16 protein-coding genes and 1 pseudogene are annotated in these 16037 nt (G+C 66.0%); 12 read left to right on the forward strand and 5 right to left on the reverse strand.

Annotated features, from left to right (window positions below; all coding sequences use genetic code 11):
• The 3 genes from AC6RA4_RS14090 to AC6RA4_RS14100 all read left to right on the forward strand — a co-directional run.
• Positions 1-704: CHAD domain-containing protein (locus AC6RA4_RS14090; protein ID WP_500161306.1), on the forward strand; the 704-nt coding region annotated here is incomplete at its 5' end.
• Entirely contained in the window at positions 701-1444 is a 744-nt protein-coding gene (locus tag AC6RA4_RS14095) for a ParA family protein (protein WP_500161308.1), read from the forward strand. The genes AC6RA4_RS14090 and AC6RA4_RS14095, both read left to right, overlap by 4 nt.
• Complete coding sequence (locus AC6RA4_RS14100) at positions 1441-1908, forward strand: CYTH domain-containing protein (protein WP_500161309.1); 468 nt, start codon at positions 1441-1443, stop codon at positions 1906-1908. Before AC6RA4_RS14095 ends, AC6RA4_RS14100 begins: the two co-directional genes overlap by 4 nt.
• A gap of 114 nt (positions 1909-2022) precedes the next feature.
• Here the strand turns inward: AC6RA4_RS14100 and AC6RA4_RS14105 are convergent, their stop codons facing one another.
• The 4 genes from AC6RA4_RS14105 to AC6RA4_RS14120 all read right to left on the reverse strand — a co-directional run bounded on the left by AC6RA4_RS14105 (position 2023) and on the right by AC6RA4_RS14120 (position 6804).
• The gene (locus AC6RA4_RS14105) at positions 2023-2928 is read right to left on the reverse strand and encodes an NUDIX hydrolase (RefSeq protein ID WP_500161311.1); all 906 of its coding nucleotides are present in this window, start codon (positions 2926-2928) and stop codon (positions 2023-2025) included.
• Between the two features lie 140 nt (positions 2929-3068).
• Positions 3069-4142 (reverse strand): ABC transporter ATP-binding protein, encoded by a 1074-nt coding sequence (locus AC6RA4_RS14110; RefSeq protein WP_500161313.1) that lies wholly within the window; start codon positions 4140-4142, stop codon positions 3069-3071.
• Entirely contained in the window at positions 4130-5836 is a 1707-nt protein-coding gene (locus AC6RA4_RS14115) for an ABC transporter permease (protein WP_500161315.1), read from the reverse strand. The genes AC6RA4_RS14110 and AC6RA4_RS14115 overlap by 13 nt, the downstream gene beginning before the upstream one ends.
• On the reverse strand, positions 5833-6804 hold the full coding sequence (locus AC6RA4_RS14120) for an ABC transporter substrate-binding protein (protein ID WP_500161317.1): 972 nt from the start codon (positions 6802-6804) through the stop codon (positions 5833-5835). Before AC6RA4_RS14120 ends, AC6RA4_RS14115 begins: the two co-directional genes overlap by 4 nt.
• Before the next feature lie 237 nt (positions 6805-7041).
• On the opposite strand from AC6RA4_RS14120, the gene AC6RA4_RS14125 reads away from it, so the two are divergent.
• From AC6RA4_RS14125 to AC6RA4_RS14160, 8 genes and pseudogenes are all read left to right on the forward strand, one after another.
• The gene (locus tag AC6RA4_RS14125) at positions 7042-7497 is read left to right on the forward strand and encodes an NUDIX domain-containing protein (RefSeq protein WP_500161319.1); all 456 of its coding nucleotides are present in this window, start codon (positions 7042-7044) and stop codon (positions 7495-7497) included.
• Positions 7484-9118 (forward strand): phosphotransferase, encoded by a 1635-nt coding sequence (locus AC6RA4_RS14130; protein ID WP_500161321.1) that lies wholly within the window; start codon positions 7484-7486, stop codon positions 9116-9118. Before AC6RA4_RS14125 ends, AC6RA4_RS14130 begins: the two co-directional genes overlap by 14 nt.
• Complete coding sequence (locus AC6RA4_RS14135; protein WP_500161323.1) at positions 9111-9992, forward strand: GAK system ATP-grasp enzyme; 882 nt, start codon at positions 9111-9113, stop codon at positions 9990-9992. Before AC6RA4_RS14130 ends, AC6RA4_RS14135 begins: the two co-directional genes overlap by 8 nt.
• Positions 9989-11065 carry an HprK-related kinase B gene (locus tag AC6RA4_RS14140; protein WP_500161324.1) on the forward strand — a complete coding sequence of 359 codons (1077 nt, stop codon included), beginning with the start codon at positions 9989-9991 and terminating at the stop codon, positions 11063-11065. The genes AC6RA4_RS14135 and AC6RA4_RS14140 overlap by 4 nt, the downstream gene beginning before the upstream one ends.
• Positions 11058-11267: a hypothetical protein gene (locus tag AC6RA4_RS14145; RefSeq protein WP_500161326.1), complete on the forward strand. Its 210-nt coding sequence runs from the start codon at positions 11058-11060 to the stop codon at positions 11265-11267. The genes AC6RA4_RS14140 and AC6RA4_RS14145 overlap by 8 nt, the downstream gene beginning before the upstream one ends.
• Positions 11268-11279: 12 nt before the next feature.
• Positions 11280-11762 (forward strand): annotated as a pseudogene (locus AC6RA4_RS14150) (histidine phosphatase family protein); the annotation flags it as partial.
• A gap of 30 nt (positions 11763-11792) precedes the next feature.
• On the forward strand, positions 11793-13094 hold the full coding sequence (locus AC6RA4_RS14155) for a metallophosphoesterase (RefSeq protein WP_500161328.1): 1302 nt from the start codon (positions 11793-11795) through the stop codon (positions 13092-13094).
• 17 nt (positions 13095-13111) lie between these two features.
• Positions 13112-13384 carry an amphi-Trp domain-containing protein gene (locus AC6RA4_RS14160; protein ID WP_500161329.1) on the forward strand — a complete coding sequence of 91 codons (273 nt, stop codon included), beginning with the start codon at positions 13112-13114 and terminating at the stop codon, positions 13382-13384.
• A 615-nt stretch (positions 13385-13999) separates the two neighbouring features.
• Here AC6RA4_RS14160 and AC6RA4_RS14165 read toward each other — a convergent pair.
• Complete coding sequence (locus tag AC6RA4_RS14165) at positions 14000-14305, reverse strand: hypothetical protein (protein ID WP_500161330.1); 306 nt, start codon at positions 14303-14305, stop codon at positions 14000-14002.
• A 731-nt stretch (positions 14306-15036) separates the two neighbouring features.
• Between AC6RA4_RS14165 and AC6RA4_RS14170 the strand changes: the two genes are divergently transcribed.
• Positions 15037-15906: a hypothetical protein gene (locus tag AC6RA4_RS14170; RefSeq protein ID WP_500161332.1), complete on the forward strand. Its 870-nt coding sequence runs from the start codon at positions 15037-15039 to the stop codon at positions 15904-15906.
• Positions 15907-16037: the final 131 nt, after the last annotated feature.

The raw sequence follows: 16037 nt of genomic DNA on the forward strand, positions 1-16037 counted from the left end.
GCCGGCTGCGCGATCTCGACGTCTACCTGATCGAGCGCGAACGCTACCTTGCGCTGGTGCCCGCGCGCTTCCGGCCTGGCATCGGAAAGCTGTTCGACATGTTCGCCGCGCAGCGCGATGTCGAGCACGCCAAGCTCACCGCTTATCTCGAGGGCAAGGCCTACGAGAAGGAGATGGCCAAGCTCGAGAAGCTGTTCGACAAGACCAAGGCCCTCTCAAAAGGACCCGAGGCGGACCGGCACGCGCTCGATTTCGCCAAGGCGCTGATCTGGAAACGCTACCGCAAGGTCTGCAAGATCGCCCGGGCCATCGACGATGCGACCCCGGACGAGCAGGTCCACGAGCTGCGCATCGAGTGCAAGAAGCTGCGCTACCTGATGGAGTTCTTCGCGCCGCTGTTCGGCGATGCCGAGGTGCGCAAGCTGATCAAGGCACTGAAGAAGCTGCAGGACAACCTGGGCAATTTCAACGACTACTCGGTGCAGCAGGCCGCGTTGCAGGAGCAGGCCGATGCGCTCGCGGGCAGCGCCGAGCCCGACACGGTCGAGATCGCCACCGGCATCGGCGGGCTGGTCACCGTGCTCCACAACAAGCAGCTCGAAGAGCGCGCCCGCGTCACCGCCTCCTTTGCGGCCTTCGACAGTGAGGAGACGCAAGCGCAGTTCCGCACACTCTTCAAACCCGAGGGGGAGGCGAAGACATGAAAATCGTCGCGTGCTATTCCAACAAGGGCGGCGTCGGCAAGACCGCCAGCGCGGTGAACATCGCCTACGGGCTCGCCAAGGCCGGCCAGCGCGTGCTGCTCTGCGATCTCGATCCGCAGGGCGCCTCGGGCTTCTACTTCCGCGTGAAGCCCTCGAAGAAGCTGACCGACGAGCGCTTCTTCACCGATGTGAAGCGCTTCACCAGCGCCATCCGGGGCAGCGATTTCGACAATCTCGACATCCTGCCGGCGAACATGACCTTCCGCGATTTCGACGTCTTCCTGTCGCGCATGAAGAACTCGCGCTCGCGGCTGAAGAAGGCGCTGAAGAGCGTCGACAACGACTATGACGTGGTGCTGCTCGACTGCCCGCCGAATATTTCGACCCTGTCGGAGAACGTGTTCAAGAGCGCCGATGCGATCCTCGTGCCGGTGATCCCGACCACCCTGTCGGAGCGCACCTTCGAGCAGCTTCTCGCCTTCTTCGACGAAAACGGCTTGCCGAAAAAAAAGATCCTCGGCTTCTTCTCCATGGTGCAGGGCACCAAGAAGCTGCATTCCGAGACCATCGCGGGCATGCGCAAGCAATACGGCAAGCGGCTGCTCGACGTGGCGGTGCCGTTCAGCTCTGAGGTCGAGAAGATGGGCGTGCATCGCGCGCCGGTGGGCACCTTTGCCCGGAACAACGCGGCAGTGAAAGGCTACGATCTGCTGTGCAAGGAACTGCTGGAGCGTCTATGACCGACAACCCCGTTGAAATCGAACGCAAGTTTCTGGTGGCCGAGCTGCCGCCGCTGGACGGCGTCGACAGCAAGAAGATCCGGCAGGGCTATATCACCGTGCCGTCGGATTCGGTGCAGGTGCGGCTGCGCCAGAAGGGCAAGAAGTTCTTCATCACGGTGAAGGGCAAGGGCAAGCTGGTGCGGTCCGAACGGGAGAGCGAGATCGACGCCGCCACCTTTGACCGGCTCTGGGCCGCGACCGGCGACCGCTGCATCGCCAAGACCCGCTGGACCGGCAGGCTCGAGGATGGCCGCACCTACGAGCTCGACCTGTTCGAGGATCGCGAGCTGCGGCTGGTCGAGGTCGAGTTCGAGAGCCTTGCCGAGGCCGAGGCCTTTGTGCCGCCCGCCTGGTTCGGCGAGGACGTGACCGGCAACCCGGCCTATTCCAACAACGTGCTGGCCAGCGGCGGGGCGTCATAGCCCGCAGGTTTGGGCCGCCATATGCCTCTGTCGCCATTCGGGGGAGAGACATAGTCTGGCGTGCAGGGGCCGCGCTTCGCAGGTGGGCTTGTCAAATGTGTTTGGGCGCGGTGGTTATGGCTCCACGAAGGCTCGAATGATCTGCTCGAGCGCAGGGTGGCTGACCCGATCGGCCGCCTCGATGGGCGACAGCCATAGACGCCTGCGGTGCGGCTCTTCACGTTCCGAATCCTGCAAGATGTCGGTCACGCGCATCGGGTAGACAGCAACGCTGCAGAGCGCTCCCCACTTCGGCTGTTCGTAAGTGGCGATACGATGGGGATGCATCTCGCCGCGGATGCCGGCCTCCTCCAGGGCCTCTTTCGCTGCGGACTCGCGCGTGGTGAGCCCGGGCTCGCAGATCCCCTTCGGTATGCCCCATTTGCGCCCGCTGCTCGAGGTGATCAGCAGCACCTCGAGTCTGCCCTCGTGGATCCGGTAAGGCAGGGCGGCGGACTGGGTGTAATAGTAGGCGGGCCGGGCGCGTCGCTCTGTGCCTCCGGTGCCGGGATAGGGAAAGCCGTCCGGCAGGTCGTCGGCGGCGACGACCGCCTCGAGCCGCGCGTGCCCCGCAGCGAGATCGCCGGCAGCGAAACTGAGATGCGTGAGCGAGCCGGGCGCGGGCATGGCCTGAGCGGAGGCAAGCCGTCGGAGGAGCGCGGCCAGAGTCTTGGGGCTGCCGACGCAGAGCATCCTTCGCGCGGCGCGGTCGGTGAGGGCGTCGAACGCCGCCGTCTCTTCGTCGGGGCGCAATCTCGGATCGACGATGATGTCCTGTGCGTTGAGCCCGCCGGCCTTGAGCGCTTTCTCGGCGCTGGTCAGGGCCGGGGCCTCCGGCGCGCTGAGCGTGGTGTCGGGCGCAAGGTTTTGCTCCTGAAACCACGCCCCGAGTTTCTGCGCTTGCCGCTTGGCGTGAGAGGTGAGGCGTTCCTCGTCCTTCGTGGCGCCATAGGCGAGAAGCAGAAGGTGTTTCACGGCCATGTCTGCATTCCCGGTTCGCAACCGCTGTTGTCTATGAATGTAGCAAAGCGTCGCGGGCGGCGGAAGCGATGCACGGACAAGGGTCTTGTTGGCACGCCGTGCTGATCAGCGATGGGGCCGAACAGCGCGCAGGACCAGGCTCAGGCCTCCGCGAGAGCCCGCGTCAGGAGCGTTTGGCCCTCGGTGTCGTGGAAGCTCCAAATGTCGTCCAGGCTCAGCCCGACGGTTTCGCCAAGCCGGGCACGCTGGCTGGAATAGGCGGTGAGCGTCTCACCACCGGCTTCGAGTGTCAGGCGGAAGCGACCGCCGAGATAGGTGCAGTCGGTGATCCTGCTGCGCAGCGGAGCGTCGTGCGACAGGCGGATGTTTTCGGGGCGGATGCAGGCATGGGTGGGGCGGCGCGTGTCGCTGCGGGTCGCCACGGTCTGGCCCAGCACCTCGACCCTCAGCCCGTCGCAGGCCGGCGGGCAGGCCCGTGCCGAGACGACCGCGCCATCGCCCACGAAACCTGCGACGAAGCAATCCGCTGGTTCACGGTAAAGCACCTCCGGCGCTGCGAACTGGCGGATGCGACCGTTCTCCATCACCGCCACCCGGTCAGCCAGCGCAAGCGCTTCGGCTTGATCGTGGGTGACGTAGACCATCGTGGCGCGGGTGCGCTGGTGGAACATCCGGAAGACCTCCTGCATCGAGGCCCGCAGTGCGAGGTCGAGATTGGCCAGCGGCTCGTCGAGCAGCATGGCGCGGGGGTCGAACACCAGGCAGCGCGCCAGCGCGACGCGCTGCCGCTGCCCGCCCGACAGCTGCGCCGGCATGCGTTCGGCAAAGTCGCTCAGGCCGGTCAACTCGAGCGCCTCGGCGACGCGGGCCTCGCGCTCGGGCTGCGGCACCCGGCGGACCTCGAGCGGGAAGGAGACGTTGCGCGCCACGCTTTTGTGCGGCCAGAGCGCGTAGGACTGGAAGACGATGCCGATCTCGCGCTCCTCGGGGGCGATGAAACGGGTGGTGTCGGCGATGACCTCGCCGCCGAGGCGGATGCTGCCCTCGCTCGGGCGTTCGAACCCGGCGGTGAGGCGCAGGAGCGTGGTCTTGCCGCAGCCCGAGGGGCCGAGCAGCGCCACGAACTCGCCCGAGCCGATCTCGGCGCTGACCCGGTCGAGCGCGGTCTGGCCGTCGAAGCGCTTAGTGAGACCGGAAAAACTCAGCTCTGCCACGGGATGACTCCTTTCGGGAAATGCCGCGCCCCGGCCTGCGCCGCAGCCATGAGCGCCACAATCAGGCAGACGATGGACATCGCCAGCGCCGCGGCCATGACGGTCTCGCCGCTGTCCTCGAGGTTGAAGATCACCACGCCCAGCGTCTCGGTGCCCGAAGACCAGAGCAAGGCAGAGACGGTGAGTTCGTTGACCGCGGTGAGGAAGACGAGGATCGCGCCTGCTGTTGCCGAGGGGGCGGCGAGCGGGAGCATGATTGCGCGCAGCCGCAGCCCGAGCCGCGCGCCGACGCTGGCTGCAGCCTCTTCCATCGCAGGGTCGAGCTGCGCGAGGCTCGATTGGATGGGGCGCAGCATGACCACGATGAAGCGGGCGAGATAGGCCATCAGGATGATCCAGATCGTGCCGTAGAGCGTCAGCTCGGTAAAGGGCAGGCGCATGAAGGTGAGGATACAGGCGATCGACAGGACCACGCCGGGCAGGGCGTAGGGCAGGTCGATCAGCCCGTCGAGCAGCCGGGTGACGGGCGAGGGGCGGCGCTCCATGAGCCATGCCAGCGGCAGACAGATCGCCATCAGGATCAGCGCCGCAGCCATCGCGAGGAACAGCGAGTTGGCATAGGCCCGGCGGGTGACCGGCTGCACGAAGAGCGCCTCGTGCCACGCGTTGAAGGTTGCGGTCTCAAGCGTGAGCGGCACGCCGTAGGCCGGGATCAGCGAGGTCGCAAGCAGCGCCAGCAGCGGCAGCAACAGGATCATCGCGAGGAAGGCCCAGAGCGCGATCTCGATCGGCAGGCGGGCGCGCCCGAGCGAGAAGGCCAGCGGCGTGCCCGAGAGGCCCACGAGGCCGAAGCCGCCGCGCGACAGGAAGAACCGCCCGGCGAGCACGCCGACGATGGCGAAAAGCCCGATCAGCAGCGACAGCACCGCCACCTCGGGCAGCACGCTCGGCCCGAGCCCCACGAGGCGCTGGTAGATCAGCGTCGGCAGGGTCGAGTAGCGAGCGGGGATGCCCAGCATCGCGGGAATGCCGAAATTGCCGAGCGCTGTGACGAAGGCCATGGCGGCCCCGGCGATCAGCGCCGGCATCGACAGAGGCAGCACCACCTGCGCCCACACCCGGAGCGTGCGGCCACCGCACATGCGCGCGGCCTCGACCAGCTCGGCGGGGATCATCCGCAGCCCGGCGCGCAGGGTGAGAAACACCAGCGAGGCGTGCTGGATGCCCAGCAGGAGAACGATGCCGCCGGGCGAATGCAGCGGCTGCGGGCTGCCGAGCGGCGGCGCGAGCCCGAGCATCTTTAGCAACACCGAGGAGGGGCCAGTCACCTGCATCCATGCCAGCGCGGTGATCTGCGGCGGGATCATCATCGGCACCATGAGGCAGAACACCAGCGCGCCCTTGCCACGGATGTCTGTCAGCGCCACGAGGAAGGCAAAGCCCGCCCCGACGAGGATCGAGATCAGCGTGCCACCTCCGGCGGTGACCAGCGAATGCACAAGCGCGGTGCGAGTGCTGTCTCGCTGCAGCACCGTGCTGAAGTGCTCGGTCGTCAGCCCATCGCCCATGCCCACGCCCTCGAGCAGCAGCCGCAGAACCGGGCCGAGCGCGATCAGCGCGACGGGCAGCAGGATCAACGGCAACAGCCGGTCCAGGGACCGGCTGCCGCCTCTTCGCAAACGGGTGGCGATCATTGAACGCCGAAGATCTCGGCAAAGCGGGCCTTGTTGGCGTCGGCATCGTCGAGCGCCTTGGCCGGGTTGAACGCCATCAGCTTGATCTCGTCGCGCGACGGGAAGCCCTCGGGGCTCGCCACGCCGTTGCGGGCCGGGATGTAGCCCATCTCGACCACCAGTTCCTGGCCTTCTTCGCTGAGCACGAAATCGACGAACTTCTGCGCCGCGTCCTTGTTGTCGCTGGCCTCGAGGATGGCGACCGGCTCGGTCACGTAGGAGACGCCCTCCTCGGGGAAGACGAACTCGACGGGCGAGCCTTCGGCCTTGGCGCGCAGCGCGAGGAAGTCGACCAGCACGCCATAGGGCTTCTCGCCGGCGGCCACGGCCTTGAAGGTGCCGCCATTGCCGCCCTCGGCGCGGGCGTTGTTGTCGGCCAGCGCCTGGTAGTAATCCCAGCCCAGACCGTCGGTCTCGGTCAGGGTGGCGAGGTGGATCAGCGCGGCGCCGGAATAGAGCGGCGAGGGCATGGCAACGAGATTGGCCATCTCGGGCGTGACGAGATCGGCCCAGGAGGTCGGCGCGGTCTCGGCACCGGTGTTGTAGACGATGCCGGTGGTGATCAGCTTGGTCGAGTAGTAATATCCCTCGGGGCTCATGAGCGCGGCGTCATAAGCCTCGGCTTCCGGCGAGTCGTAGGCGGCTAGCAGGCCCTGCTGCGCCATGCCCTCGAGCGTCACGGTGTCGGCGATCAGCAGCACGTCTGGCGAAGGGGCGCCGGCCTCGATCTCGGAGGTCAGGCGGGCCATCAGCTTGGTAGTGCCGTCGCGCACCCAGTCGACGGTGATGTCGGGGTTGGCGGCCATGAAGGCATCGACGGTTTGCTGGGCGTCCTGGTTAGGCTGAGAGGTGTAGAGGGTGAGGGTCTCGGCATTTGCCAGCGTCGGCAGGGCGAGGGCGCAGGCCGCGGCAAGAAGGGAACGGGTCATCGGGGTCTCCGGCAGGAATGAGTGCATCCGGCAGCCTGTCTTGCACGACCGCCGGTCGGCGCCCGTCTAGGCAACTCCGGTGACAGTCTAATGACGGCCCGCAAATTGCCCGATCCGTTGGGGTTTGCCGGTGTCGCCCCGGGATCGGTGGGCCGCGGCGGCCTCGGCGGAAGATTTCGCTCGGCGCAGGCGCGGTTCCGACTTTAAACTGTCAAGGTTCCCGAAGCATAAGGCGGCATGTTCGAAGACACCCCGATACGTCCGACGGTCCGCGTCGTGATCCGCAAGGGCCCGCGCGTGCTGGTGCAGGTGAAGCGCCGCGAAGGCGGCCCGCGCTATCTGACCCTGCCCGGCGGCCGGCAGGAGCCCGGCGAGACCATGGCCGACTGCGCCCTGCGCGAATGCCTCGAAGAGATCGGCATCGCCCCGGAGCTCGGCGGCGTGCTGCACGTGGCCGACGTGTTCCGCAATCGCGACGGAAGCCTGAGGCAGCTTTCCGAGATCCTCTTTGCCGGCAGTGTGCCGGACAGCTACGCCCCCCGGCTCGGCAGCCATCCCGACAAGCGGCAGGTGGCCACCGAATGGGTCGATCCCCTTGAGCAGGGCGCGCTCTTCCTGCCGCGCTACGATCTGGCGCTGACCGATCCCGATGCCCCCGTCTATCTCGGAGCCTTGCGCTGTGAAACGCCCTGACGCCGTCGAGGAGAACCTCTCCTTCCTCTTCGCCGAGCTCGACGGCCAGCTGGCGCGGCTGCTGGCCTATTTCGAGGCGCCGCGCCGCGAAACCGCCGAGGCGCTGATCGCGCGGGCAGGCTATTCGCAGAACCTCGCCTCGCGGGTGCGCAAGGCCTGCCTCGCCGGCATGATCCGCGGCAAGCCGAGCGCCGCGCGCGACCTTCGCCTGCAGGGCGTCGACACCATCGCCCGCAATCTCGACCTGATCTCGCGGCTGGCCCGGCGCGCCGTCCAGCACGCGGATCACATCGAGCGCCCGAAGCTGCTGCGCGCCGAGGCCTATCTCAAGCCGCTGGGGCGGGTGCGCAAGGCGGTGGCGCGCGCGCAGGAGGCGCGCCAGTCCGGCGACAGCCGCCTCGCGGTGCAGATCGGCGCCACGCGGGCCGAGCTCGGCACCTTCCACGACCAGCTCTTCCGCACCTACACGCGAGACATGCAGGGCTCGAAACAGGCCGACGATCTCGCCTACGGGCTGCTGACGCTGAACGAGATCACCCGCATGGGCGAGGCGCTCGAGACCATCGGCGAGGCGATCCTGTCGATCAATATCGGCCAGACCGTGCAGTTCGAGCGCTACTTCACCCTGCGCAGCGTGCTGGCCGGGGTCGGCAAGGACGATGACGACATCCGCCTGCAGCCGCTGGCCGAGACCCGCTCCGGCAGCGCGATCTCGAGCGTCACCATGCGCGCCGGCAATGGCCGCGCGGTGGATGCGGTGTTCAAGGATGGCGACCGGCGCAAGGTCAAGGAAGAGCGGGTCGGGGTGAAGAGCTGGAACTCGGTCTATCCCGGCCTCGCGCCCGAGATTCTCTCCTACGAGACGCGCGGCGACAGCGCGGCGCTGCTGATCGAGCATCTGCCCGGCAAGACCTTCGAGGACATCGTTCTGGGCGGCAGCGAGGCCGAGCTGGTAGAGGCGCAGGCGGCGCTGCACCGCACCGTGCGTGACATCTGGCGCCAGACGCTGACGCCCGAGCCCGCCGAGATGCGCGCCATGGAGCAGCTCGGCAGGCGGATGGGCGATGTCTACCGCCTGCACCCGAAATTCGACACCGGCACCCAGCGCCTCAACGGCACGAAGATCGAGAGCTTCGACGCGCTGGTCGCCGCCGCGGCGAAGCGCGAAGAGGCGCTGAGTGCGCCGTTCTCGGTCTATATCCACGGCGATTTCAACCTCGACAACGTGATCTATGAGGCGGGCGAGAAAAAGGTCCGCTTCATCGACCTGCACCGCTCGCGCTACATGGATTATGTGCAGGACGTCTCGGTCTTCATGGTCTCGAACTACCGGCTTCAGGTGCTCGACGCCGGCACCCGCGCGCGCATCGCCGCGGTCGCGGTTGAGATGCACGACATGGCCGCCAAGTTCGCCCGCCGCCAGAAGGACCCGGGCTTCGAATACCGCCTCGCGCTGGGTCTGGCGAGGAGCTTTGCCAGCTCGACGCGCTTCATCGTCGACAAGGACCACGCGCGCCGTATGATGCTGCGCGCCCGCTACATTCTCGAAACCGCGCTGGCCGTGCCCGAGGGCAAGGAGGCGCGGCTCAGGCTGCCCATAAGGATGCTGTTCAGTGACTGACAAGATCGGGGTGATCGGCACCCCCGGAAAATGGTCGACCGTGGCGCTGGCCGACGCGCTCGAGGCGCGCACCGGCTATCGGCAGGTGATCGACATGGCGCGGGTGACGCTGGACCTCGAGGCCGGCACGCTGCTCTGCGACGGCGTCGATCTCTGTGCCCTCGACGGGCTGGTGGTCAAGAAGGTGGCCGAGAGCTACAGCCCGGATGCGCTCGACCGGCTCGAGATGCTGCGCGTAGCCGAGGCGAAGGGTGTGAAGGTCTTCAGCCCCGCCACCGCGATCCTGCGGCTGATGGACCGGCTCGCCTGCACCGTGACGCTGAGCACCGCCGGCGCGCCGATGCCGCCCACCACCATCACCGAGGATGAAGACGCGGCGCGCGCGGCGCTGGCGCGCTACGGCGCGGCGGTGTTCAAGCCGCTGTTTTCCACCAAGGCGCGCGGCATGGTGCTGCTCGAGGCGGGCGCGGAGGATGCCGAGGCGCAGATCGCCGCCTTCAAGGCCGCGAACCCGGTGATGTATATCCAGAAGAAGGCCGATCTCTCGGGCCACGATCTCGGCATGGTCTTCCTCGGCGGCGAATACATCTGCACCTATGCGCGGGTGAGCCAGACCGACAGCTGGAACACCACGATCCACTCGGGCGGGAAATACGCGCCCTTCGAGCCCGACGCCGAGCTGATCGAGCTGGGCCGCCGCGCGCAGGCGCCTTTCGGGCTGACCTTCACCACCGTCGACATCGCGCTGACCCCGGAGGGCCCCATCGTCTTCGAGGTCTCGGCCTTCGGCGGCTATCGCGGCGCGCTCGAGGGCTGCGGCATCGACGCCGCGGCTCTGGTGGCGGATCACGTGCTTGGGGAACTGCGCGCATGAGCGGGGTCGCAGACGTTCTCGCGCAGTTCGATCTCGCGCCGGCAGAGGCGGCGGAGCCGTTCCACCTGAAGGTGGGGCCGGTGGGGCTCACGGTGCTTTGTCCGGGGGCGCTCCGGGCCGAGCTGGTCGCCTATTTCGACGACGCGCTGAGCGACACGCCCGGAGAGACGCGGGTGCACCTGCTGCCGGGGCAGGCGCTTGCCGCCGAGCCCGACTGGTCGGACTGGGCGCGCGAGACCGGCAAATCGGGCCGCAAGGACGCGGTGCAGGATCTCGCCGACGGCCGCCTGATCCGCAAGGTCCGCAGCGGCGTGACCTTCCTGCAGGCCCCGAGCGTCGCGCTGGCCTTCGGGCCGCTGGAGCAGAATGTCAGCACGGTGATCAACTTCATCAACACGCAGGTTCTGAACATCTGTCAGCGCGACGGCTGGCAGCTCTGCCACGCGGCGGCGGTGACCGGACATGGCAGGACGCTGGCGATCTCGGGCCTGTCGGGGGGCGGCAAGTCGACCTCGATCCTGCGGATGATGGATCTCGACGGCACCGCCTTCATTTCCAACGACCGGGTGCTGGTGAAAGCCGGGCGCCCGGCGCAGTGCTTGGGCATCCCCAAGCAGCCGCGCATCAACCCCGGCACCATCCTCGGCAACCCGCGCCTGCACGGGATGCTCTCCCCCGCGCGCCGCGCCGAGCTGGAGGCGATGCCCGCCGCCGCGCTCTGGGATCTGGAAGACAAGCACGACCTGATCGTGCGCGAGGTCTACGGCGCGGGCCGCGTCTGCTTCGCGGCGCCGCTCACGGATTTCTGGGTGCTGAACTGGGCCCGCGACGCGGCCGAGCCGACGCGGGTGGCGCAGGTCGATTTGCCCAGCCGGCCTGACCTGCTCGGCGCGATCATGAAGAGCCCGGGGCCTTTCTACCAGCATCCCGACGGGCATTTCGAGCCCAACGGAGCCTCGCCCGAACCGGGGCCCTACCTCGCCGCCCTCGAGGGGGTGCGGGTCTTCGAGGTTTCGGGGCGGGTCGATTTCGACGCGCTGGCGGAAGAGGGGCGCAGGCTCTTCGATGGCTGATCCCGCAACACCGCAGAGCTATCACGCGATCATCCGCCACGGCGCCTACCACCAGCGCAAGGGCGCGCCGTCGGCCCGTCAGCCCTATGCGCTGACCGATGAGGGTATGGCGCAGGCCGCTGCCTGTGGCGAGGAGCTCTCGGCGATGATCGCAGAGCACGGGCTGGCACTCGCGCCGGTGATCCACTGTTCGCACCAGTAGCGCGACTGGCAGACGGCCTCCATTATCGCCGGGCGGCTGCGCGCCCTCGGCCACGAGATCACGGAGATCCGCGAGACCGGCGCGCTGGCCGAACGCGGGCTGGGCTCTGCCGCCAACCTCACGGTCGACGAGATCGAGGCGGTGATGCGCGACGATCCGCGCTATGATCCGCCGCCCGAGGGCTGGAAATCCGACAGCGATTACTGCCTGCCGCTCGAGGGCGCCGAGAGTTTGATGATGGCCGGGGCGCGGGTCGCCGCGCATCTGCGGCAGAGCGCCGAGGCAGGGGCAGGGCGGCTGACGCTGCATGTCGGCCACGGCGCCTCGTTCCGGCATGGCTGCCATCACCTCGGCATCCTCGCGCGGGAAGATTTGCCCAGGCTCTCGATGTTCCACGCCCGCGCGTTACTTCTCTGTTACAGGGGCGATGATAGATGGTCCCGTTTCGCCGGAGCGTGGAAGATCAGACCCCCGAAAGAGGATCCGATCGACTAGCGCCCCGGACCGCGAGGAAAGGGCCGCCCGTTGGATCATCTCAGCCAGTCGACCGAGGCCGCAGCGCTGTTGCCGCCGGTGCACGATCCGCACGGCCATCTCGCCGACCTGCCGCGCGCGCTGTCGCCCTGGCTAGATGGCAAGGCGCCGCGTCCGATCTCCGAGTGCCTCGCGCGGGCGCGCGATCACGGTGGCTGGCACTGGCCCGAGCAGCCGGTGATCTTCGTTTCCGACGCCCATGCCGATGCCGAGGGCTTCCTGCGCTCTCTCGTGGCGGCAGGCGTGATCCAGCGCGATGGCGGTCATCTCATCCTCACTCAGTTCGGCCAGGCCGCGCGGATCATTGTCGGTGGCGATAGCCTCGACAAGGGGCCGAGCAATCTCGACTTGCTCGACGCGCTGGCGGCGCTGCGGGCCTCGGGGGCGCAGCTCGACCTGCTGGCGGGGAACCACGACCTGCGGATGCGCATGGCGGTCGATGCGGTGCGCGGCCGGCGCAGCGCCCTGCGCGAGCATCTCTTCGTGCGCATGGGGCGCAAGATCCTGCCTGCCTTGCGCGAGGTCTTCGACCGCTTCGTCACCGAGAGCGATCTTGCCGCGCTGCCAGACGAGACCGCCTGCGCGACCCGGCTGCTGCCTTCGAAGGGCTGGGCCAAGCGCTTTGCCAAGGCGGCGCGCGGCCAACTCTCTGCCAAGACGATCAAGAAAGAAATCGTCAAGCTCGACGAGAAACTGCAGAAGTTCGACCGCGAACGCGCCAAGGTGGGCATGAGCCACCGTGAGCTACTGGCGGCGGTGCTCAAATGCCATGACATCTTCTTCGTGCCGGGCGGCGCCTATGCGTGGTTCTACGACGAGATGGACGTGGTCACCCGCTGCGGCTCGCTGCTCTTCGTGCATGCCGGGCTCTGCGATGAGATGTGCCGTCTGATGGTGAGCGGCGGCCCGCCAGCGGTCAACGCGCGCTACCGGGCCGAGGCCGAGACGGCCTCGCTCGGCTTCTACTTCGGGCCGCTCGCCAATCTGGTGCGGACCAAATACCGTGCCTCGGATTGCACTCTGACGCAGGCCGGGGTTGATCTGCTGCACCGTGACGGCATCCACATGATTGTGCAGGGCCATGTCAACAACCACAGCGGCCAGCACCTGCGCGCCAAGCGGGGCCTGCTGCATCTCGAGGGCGACATCACGCTCGACCGCGCCTCGCGCCGGCTCGAGGGGCTCGACGGCATCGGCGCCGGGGCGACCTTGATCTTCCCGACCGGAGATGTGATCGGTCTCAGCCGTGACCACCCGACGGCAAAGCATTTTGCACCGGGCCGTTTTGTCTGACTCTGGAGGCCGTTCGCATGGGCAATTCGAAAACGCGGTTCAGGCACGAATCCCTGCAGGACGCCAAGACCGTCAAATCGCTGCTGTCGTCGCTGTCGAAGGGGTTTTCCAAGGGAGAGATACAGCTGAGTGACGATGACGATGAACTGGTGCTCGAGACCGGCGAGCTGATGAACCTGCGCATCAAGGCCGAGCGCGAGGACGGCCGCTGCGTCTTCAGTCTTCGGGTGACTTGGGCCGATCCGGCCGAACCATTGCATCCCAGAGGGACACCCCGCATCGAGAGCTGAGTAGGCTCGCCAAGTGGGGAGGCGCTGTGGTCGCGAGGCCCCGGGCAACGATGGCAGGCGGCCGCCTGTGAGAGATACGGCCAATGTCGAGAACGCAACTTGGACCGACATCATTGGCGCGCTAGAGCCGATCACGGTCCGGAGAGATCTTGACTTCGAGCCGGCACTCAACGCGGTCTACGACGCTCCCAAGATTGAGATCCTGAAACCTCGCGGCACCGTCTGCGAGGCGGAAATTTTGCGGGCTCGGCCTTATCGGCGACGTTTCGACAATCCTGACCGAGCGTGCCCAGACCTCGCGAATTTGGTCTTCGGCCAATCAGTCCCCCGGTCCGGCGCAGAAGCTCGCGCCAAGCCAGGGTAGTGCGCTGATTTCAGGAGCGAGTGACGCATGACTGCGTGCCTAAGGGAGGATTTGGTGTATCGAACCAGGCACCACGGCCCAGGAGACGGGGCTGTGCGCGTCCTTGTCGCGGCGTGGCTGAAGGAAGTCCTAGGCAGGGTGGGGGTATCCTTGTGGGGCATGCCGGGTCTCAGCGCGCGGCTTAGTCGGATCCTTGGACCTCGGGGCGCAGAGCCCAACTGCGGGCTCTGCTTTGATATATTTGCGCCTTCTCAGAGAAGGAGCGTGACGTCGTCGAAGCTCTCGAGGGTGCTGTTCGCGAAGCCCACGCTCACGGCGCCGTCGGTGAAAACCGTGTCGCGGCCGATCTTCGAGAACTGCGCGAGCGCCTCGCTGCGGCTCTGATAGCCGAACCCGGTGAGCTCGATGGTGTCCCACGGATCGATCTGCAGGACCCGGTCCCGCCCGTTGTCAGCGGCGTCGAAAACGAAGTGGTCCGCGCTGAAGCTGCCAAGCTGCAGGTCATCTCCTGCACCGCCATCGAAGGTGTCGCCTTCGACCGACCGCATGAAGGTCATGAAAGCGTCTTCGGTGTAGGGGGCGACTGCAGCGATCTGGGCACCGACGTCAGCTTAGCTGAGCGTTTAGGACGAGTTGTTCGTGCCTGCGATGGCAGCGTCGTCGTGGGTCCACTGGTAGCTTGGCCTGCCAAGACCGTCGGCGTCGGCAAGGGGGCGGTGTTGACGGCAAGCGTCTCACCCTGTTCGGGTGTGCCGGAGACGGAGATGCCCCCGGTGGGGCATCGTTGACGTTCTCGAAGAGTTGAGCGGCGCTTGTGACGTTCTCCTCAAGGCCCGCGCCGTCGGGGAATGTGTAGATGTAGTTTATCTTTTGGTCGACGTCGGCATCGCCGAGTTGAAATCTGGCAAATCTTCTTGTGCAGCTACGCGCCATCTGCGTGGGCAACAGTCAAGAACGTGCCCGCTACTCAAGTGCAAGCTGAGCAGAAGCGGAAGCGTAGGTCTGTTCGCGGCGCAAATAGACGCAGCCTTCGGGCAAGGACACTGCGGCTCCGCAGCCAGATCTCCGTTATTCCAACCGTCAGCGCGACCGCCGACACCTCTCGGTGCAAAATATGCTTTCCCAGCGGGCAAAGGTCGGTGATTATTGCCCAAAACGTGGCTCCACATAAGGTATGTGGCTGAGGGAGTCGGCAAGCCGATTGCGGTCGACGGGCTTGGGAACGTCAATCGAGACGTTCACTCTCTCAGACGGACACTGTTCAGACCAATAACGTTGGGACATGGGTATGCGGGTAAAGCTCTGGTCGATCCTCCTCATATGGTCGCTGCCGTTTGCCGCGTCGGCACAATCTCTCGATGACTTTCCGCTCGTTAGTGCGCTGCTGGAGCGAAAACTGGCAGGGCAACCTGAAGAACCTGAAATGCTTGGCGAATTGGCTGGAGTCTATTGGGTCATCAAGAATTTCAAATGCGAGGCAAGGGATTGGCCAGAGGATGTAGATCCTAAAAAAGCGGAGGAGCACCTTCTGGAAGCCTTTCAGGAGAATCCACAACTTTTGGCCTACCCCATCTTCATCGTGACGAATTCTGCACTGGCCGTCATGGCGGCCGTCCCCGTTCTTGGATGCGATAGCGAGCCGGTCCAGGCAATCTTTACACAGAGCATCCTGGCTTTGGGGGAATATAATCGGAGGGAAATCGAGGCCGGTAGCCTCGATATTCCCCTCGCTCAGGAACGATCCAGGAAAACTCAGATAGCGCATTATTTGAATAACGACACATTAAATCGCGCCTACGATGCTGCAGGTCTTGCGATAAACTATGCCTCCGACTTCAAACCCTTTCTGAACTGTTCGTATGGGCCGATGAACTCGCAAACAAATCGCGGTTTCGCGGCGTTCAAGTTTTGGAATGGCAAGATTTTTGCGTTCTCCCCTGAAGAGTTGGGCATGCTCGGGCAAAAGTCCGATTTTGTGGGAATGTCCTTGGCGGTCATCGATGAATGCCCTCAGACATATTCCGCTGCCGAGCGCCTTCTGGCGGAAAACGACAGAGTCTGCGCGAACTGCGAATTCGATTCAAAGATCATCAAAGTCGCCGAACGCAGGATGGCCCGTTTTAAGGAGGAGTATCAGAAAAGAAAGGAGGGCCAATAGGCCCCGCGATGCGTGGGTGCCGGTTGGGGCGTTGTTGCGGAACGCTGATGTCTGGAGGTTTTTGGAATCCATGTCGTTAGGTCGTGTTGACAAAAGGGATTCACATCAGGCTTTGAGCATGATTCAAGCTG

Source organism: Salipiger sp., from assembly GCF_059781815.1.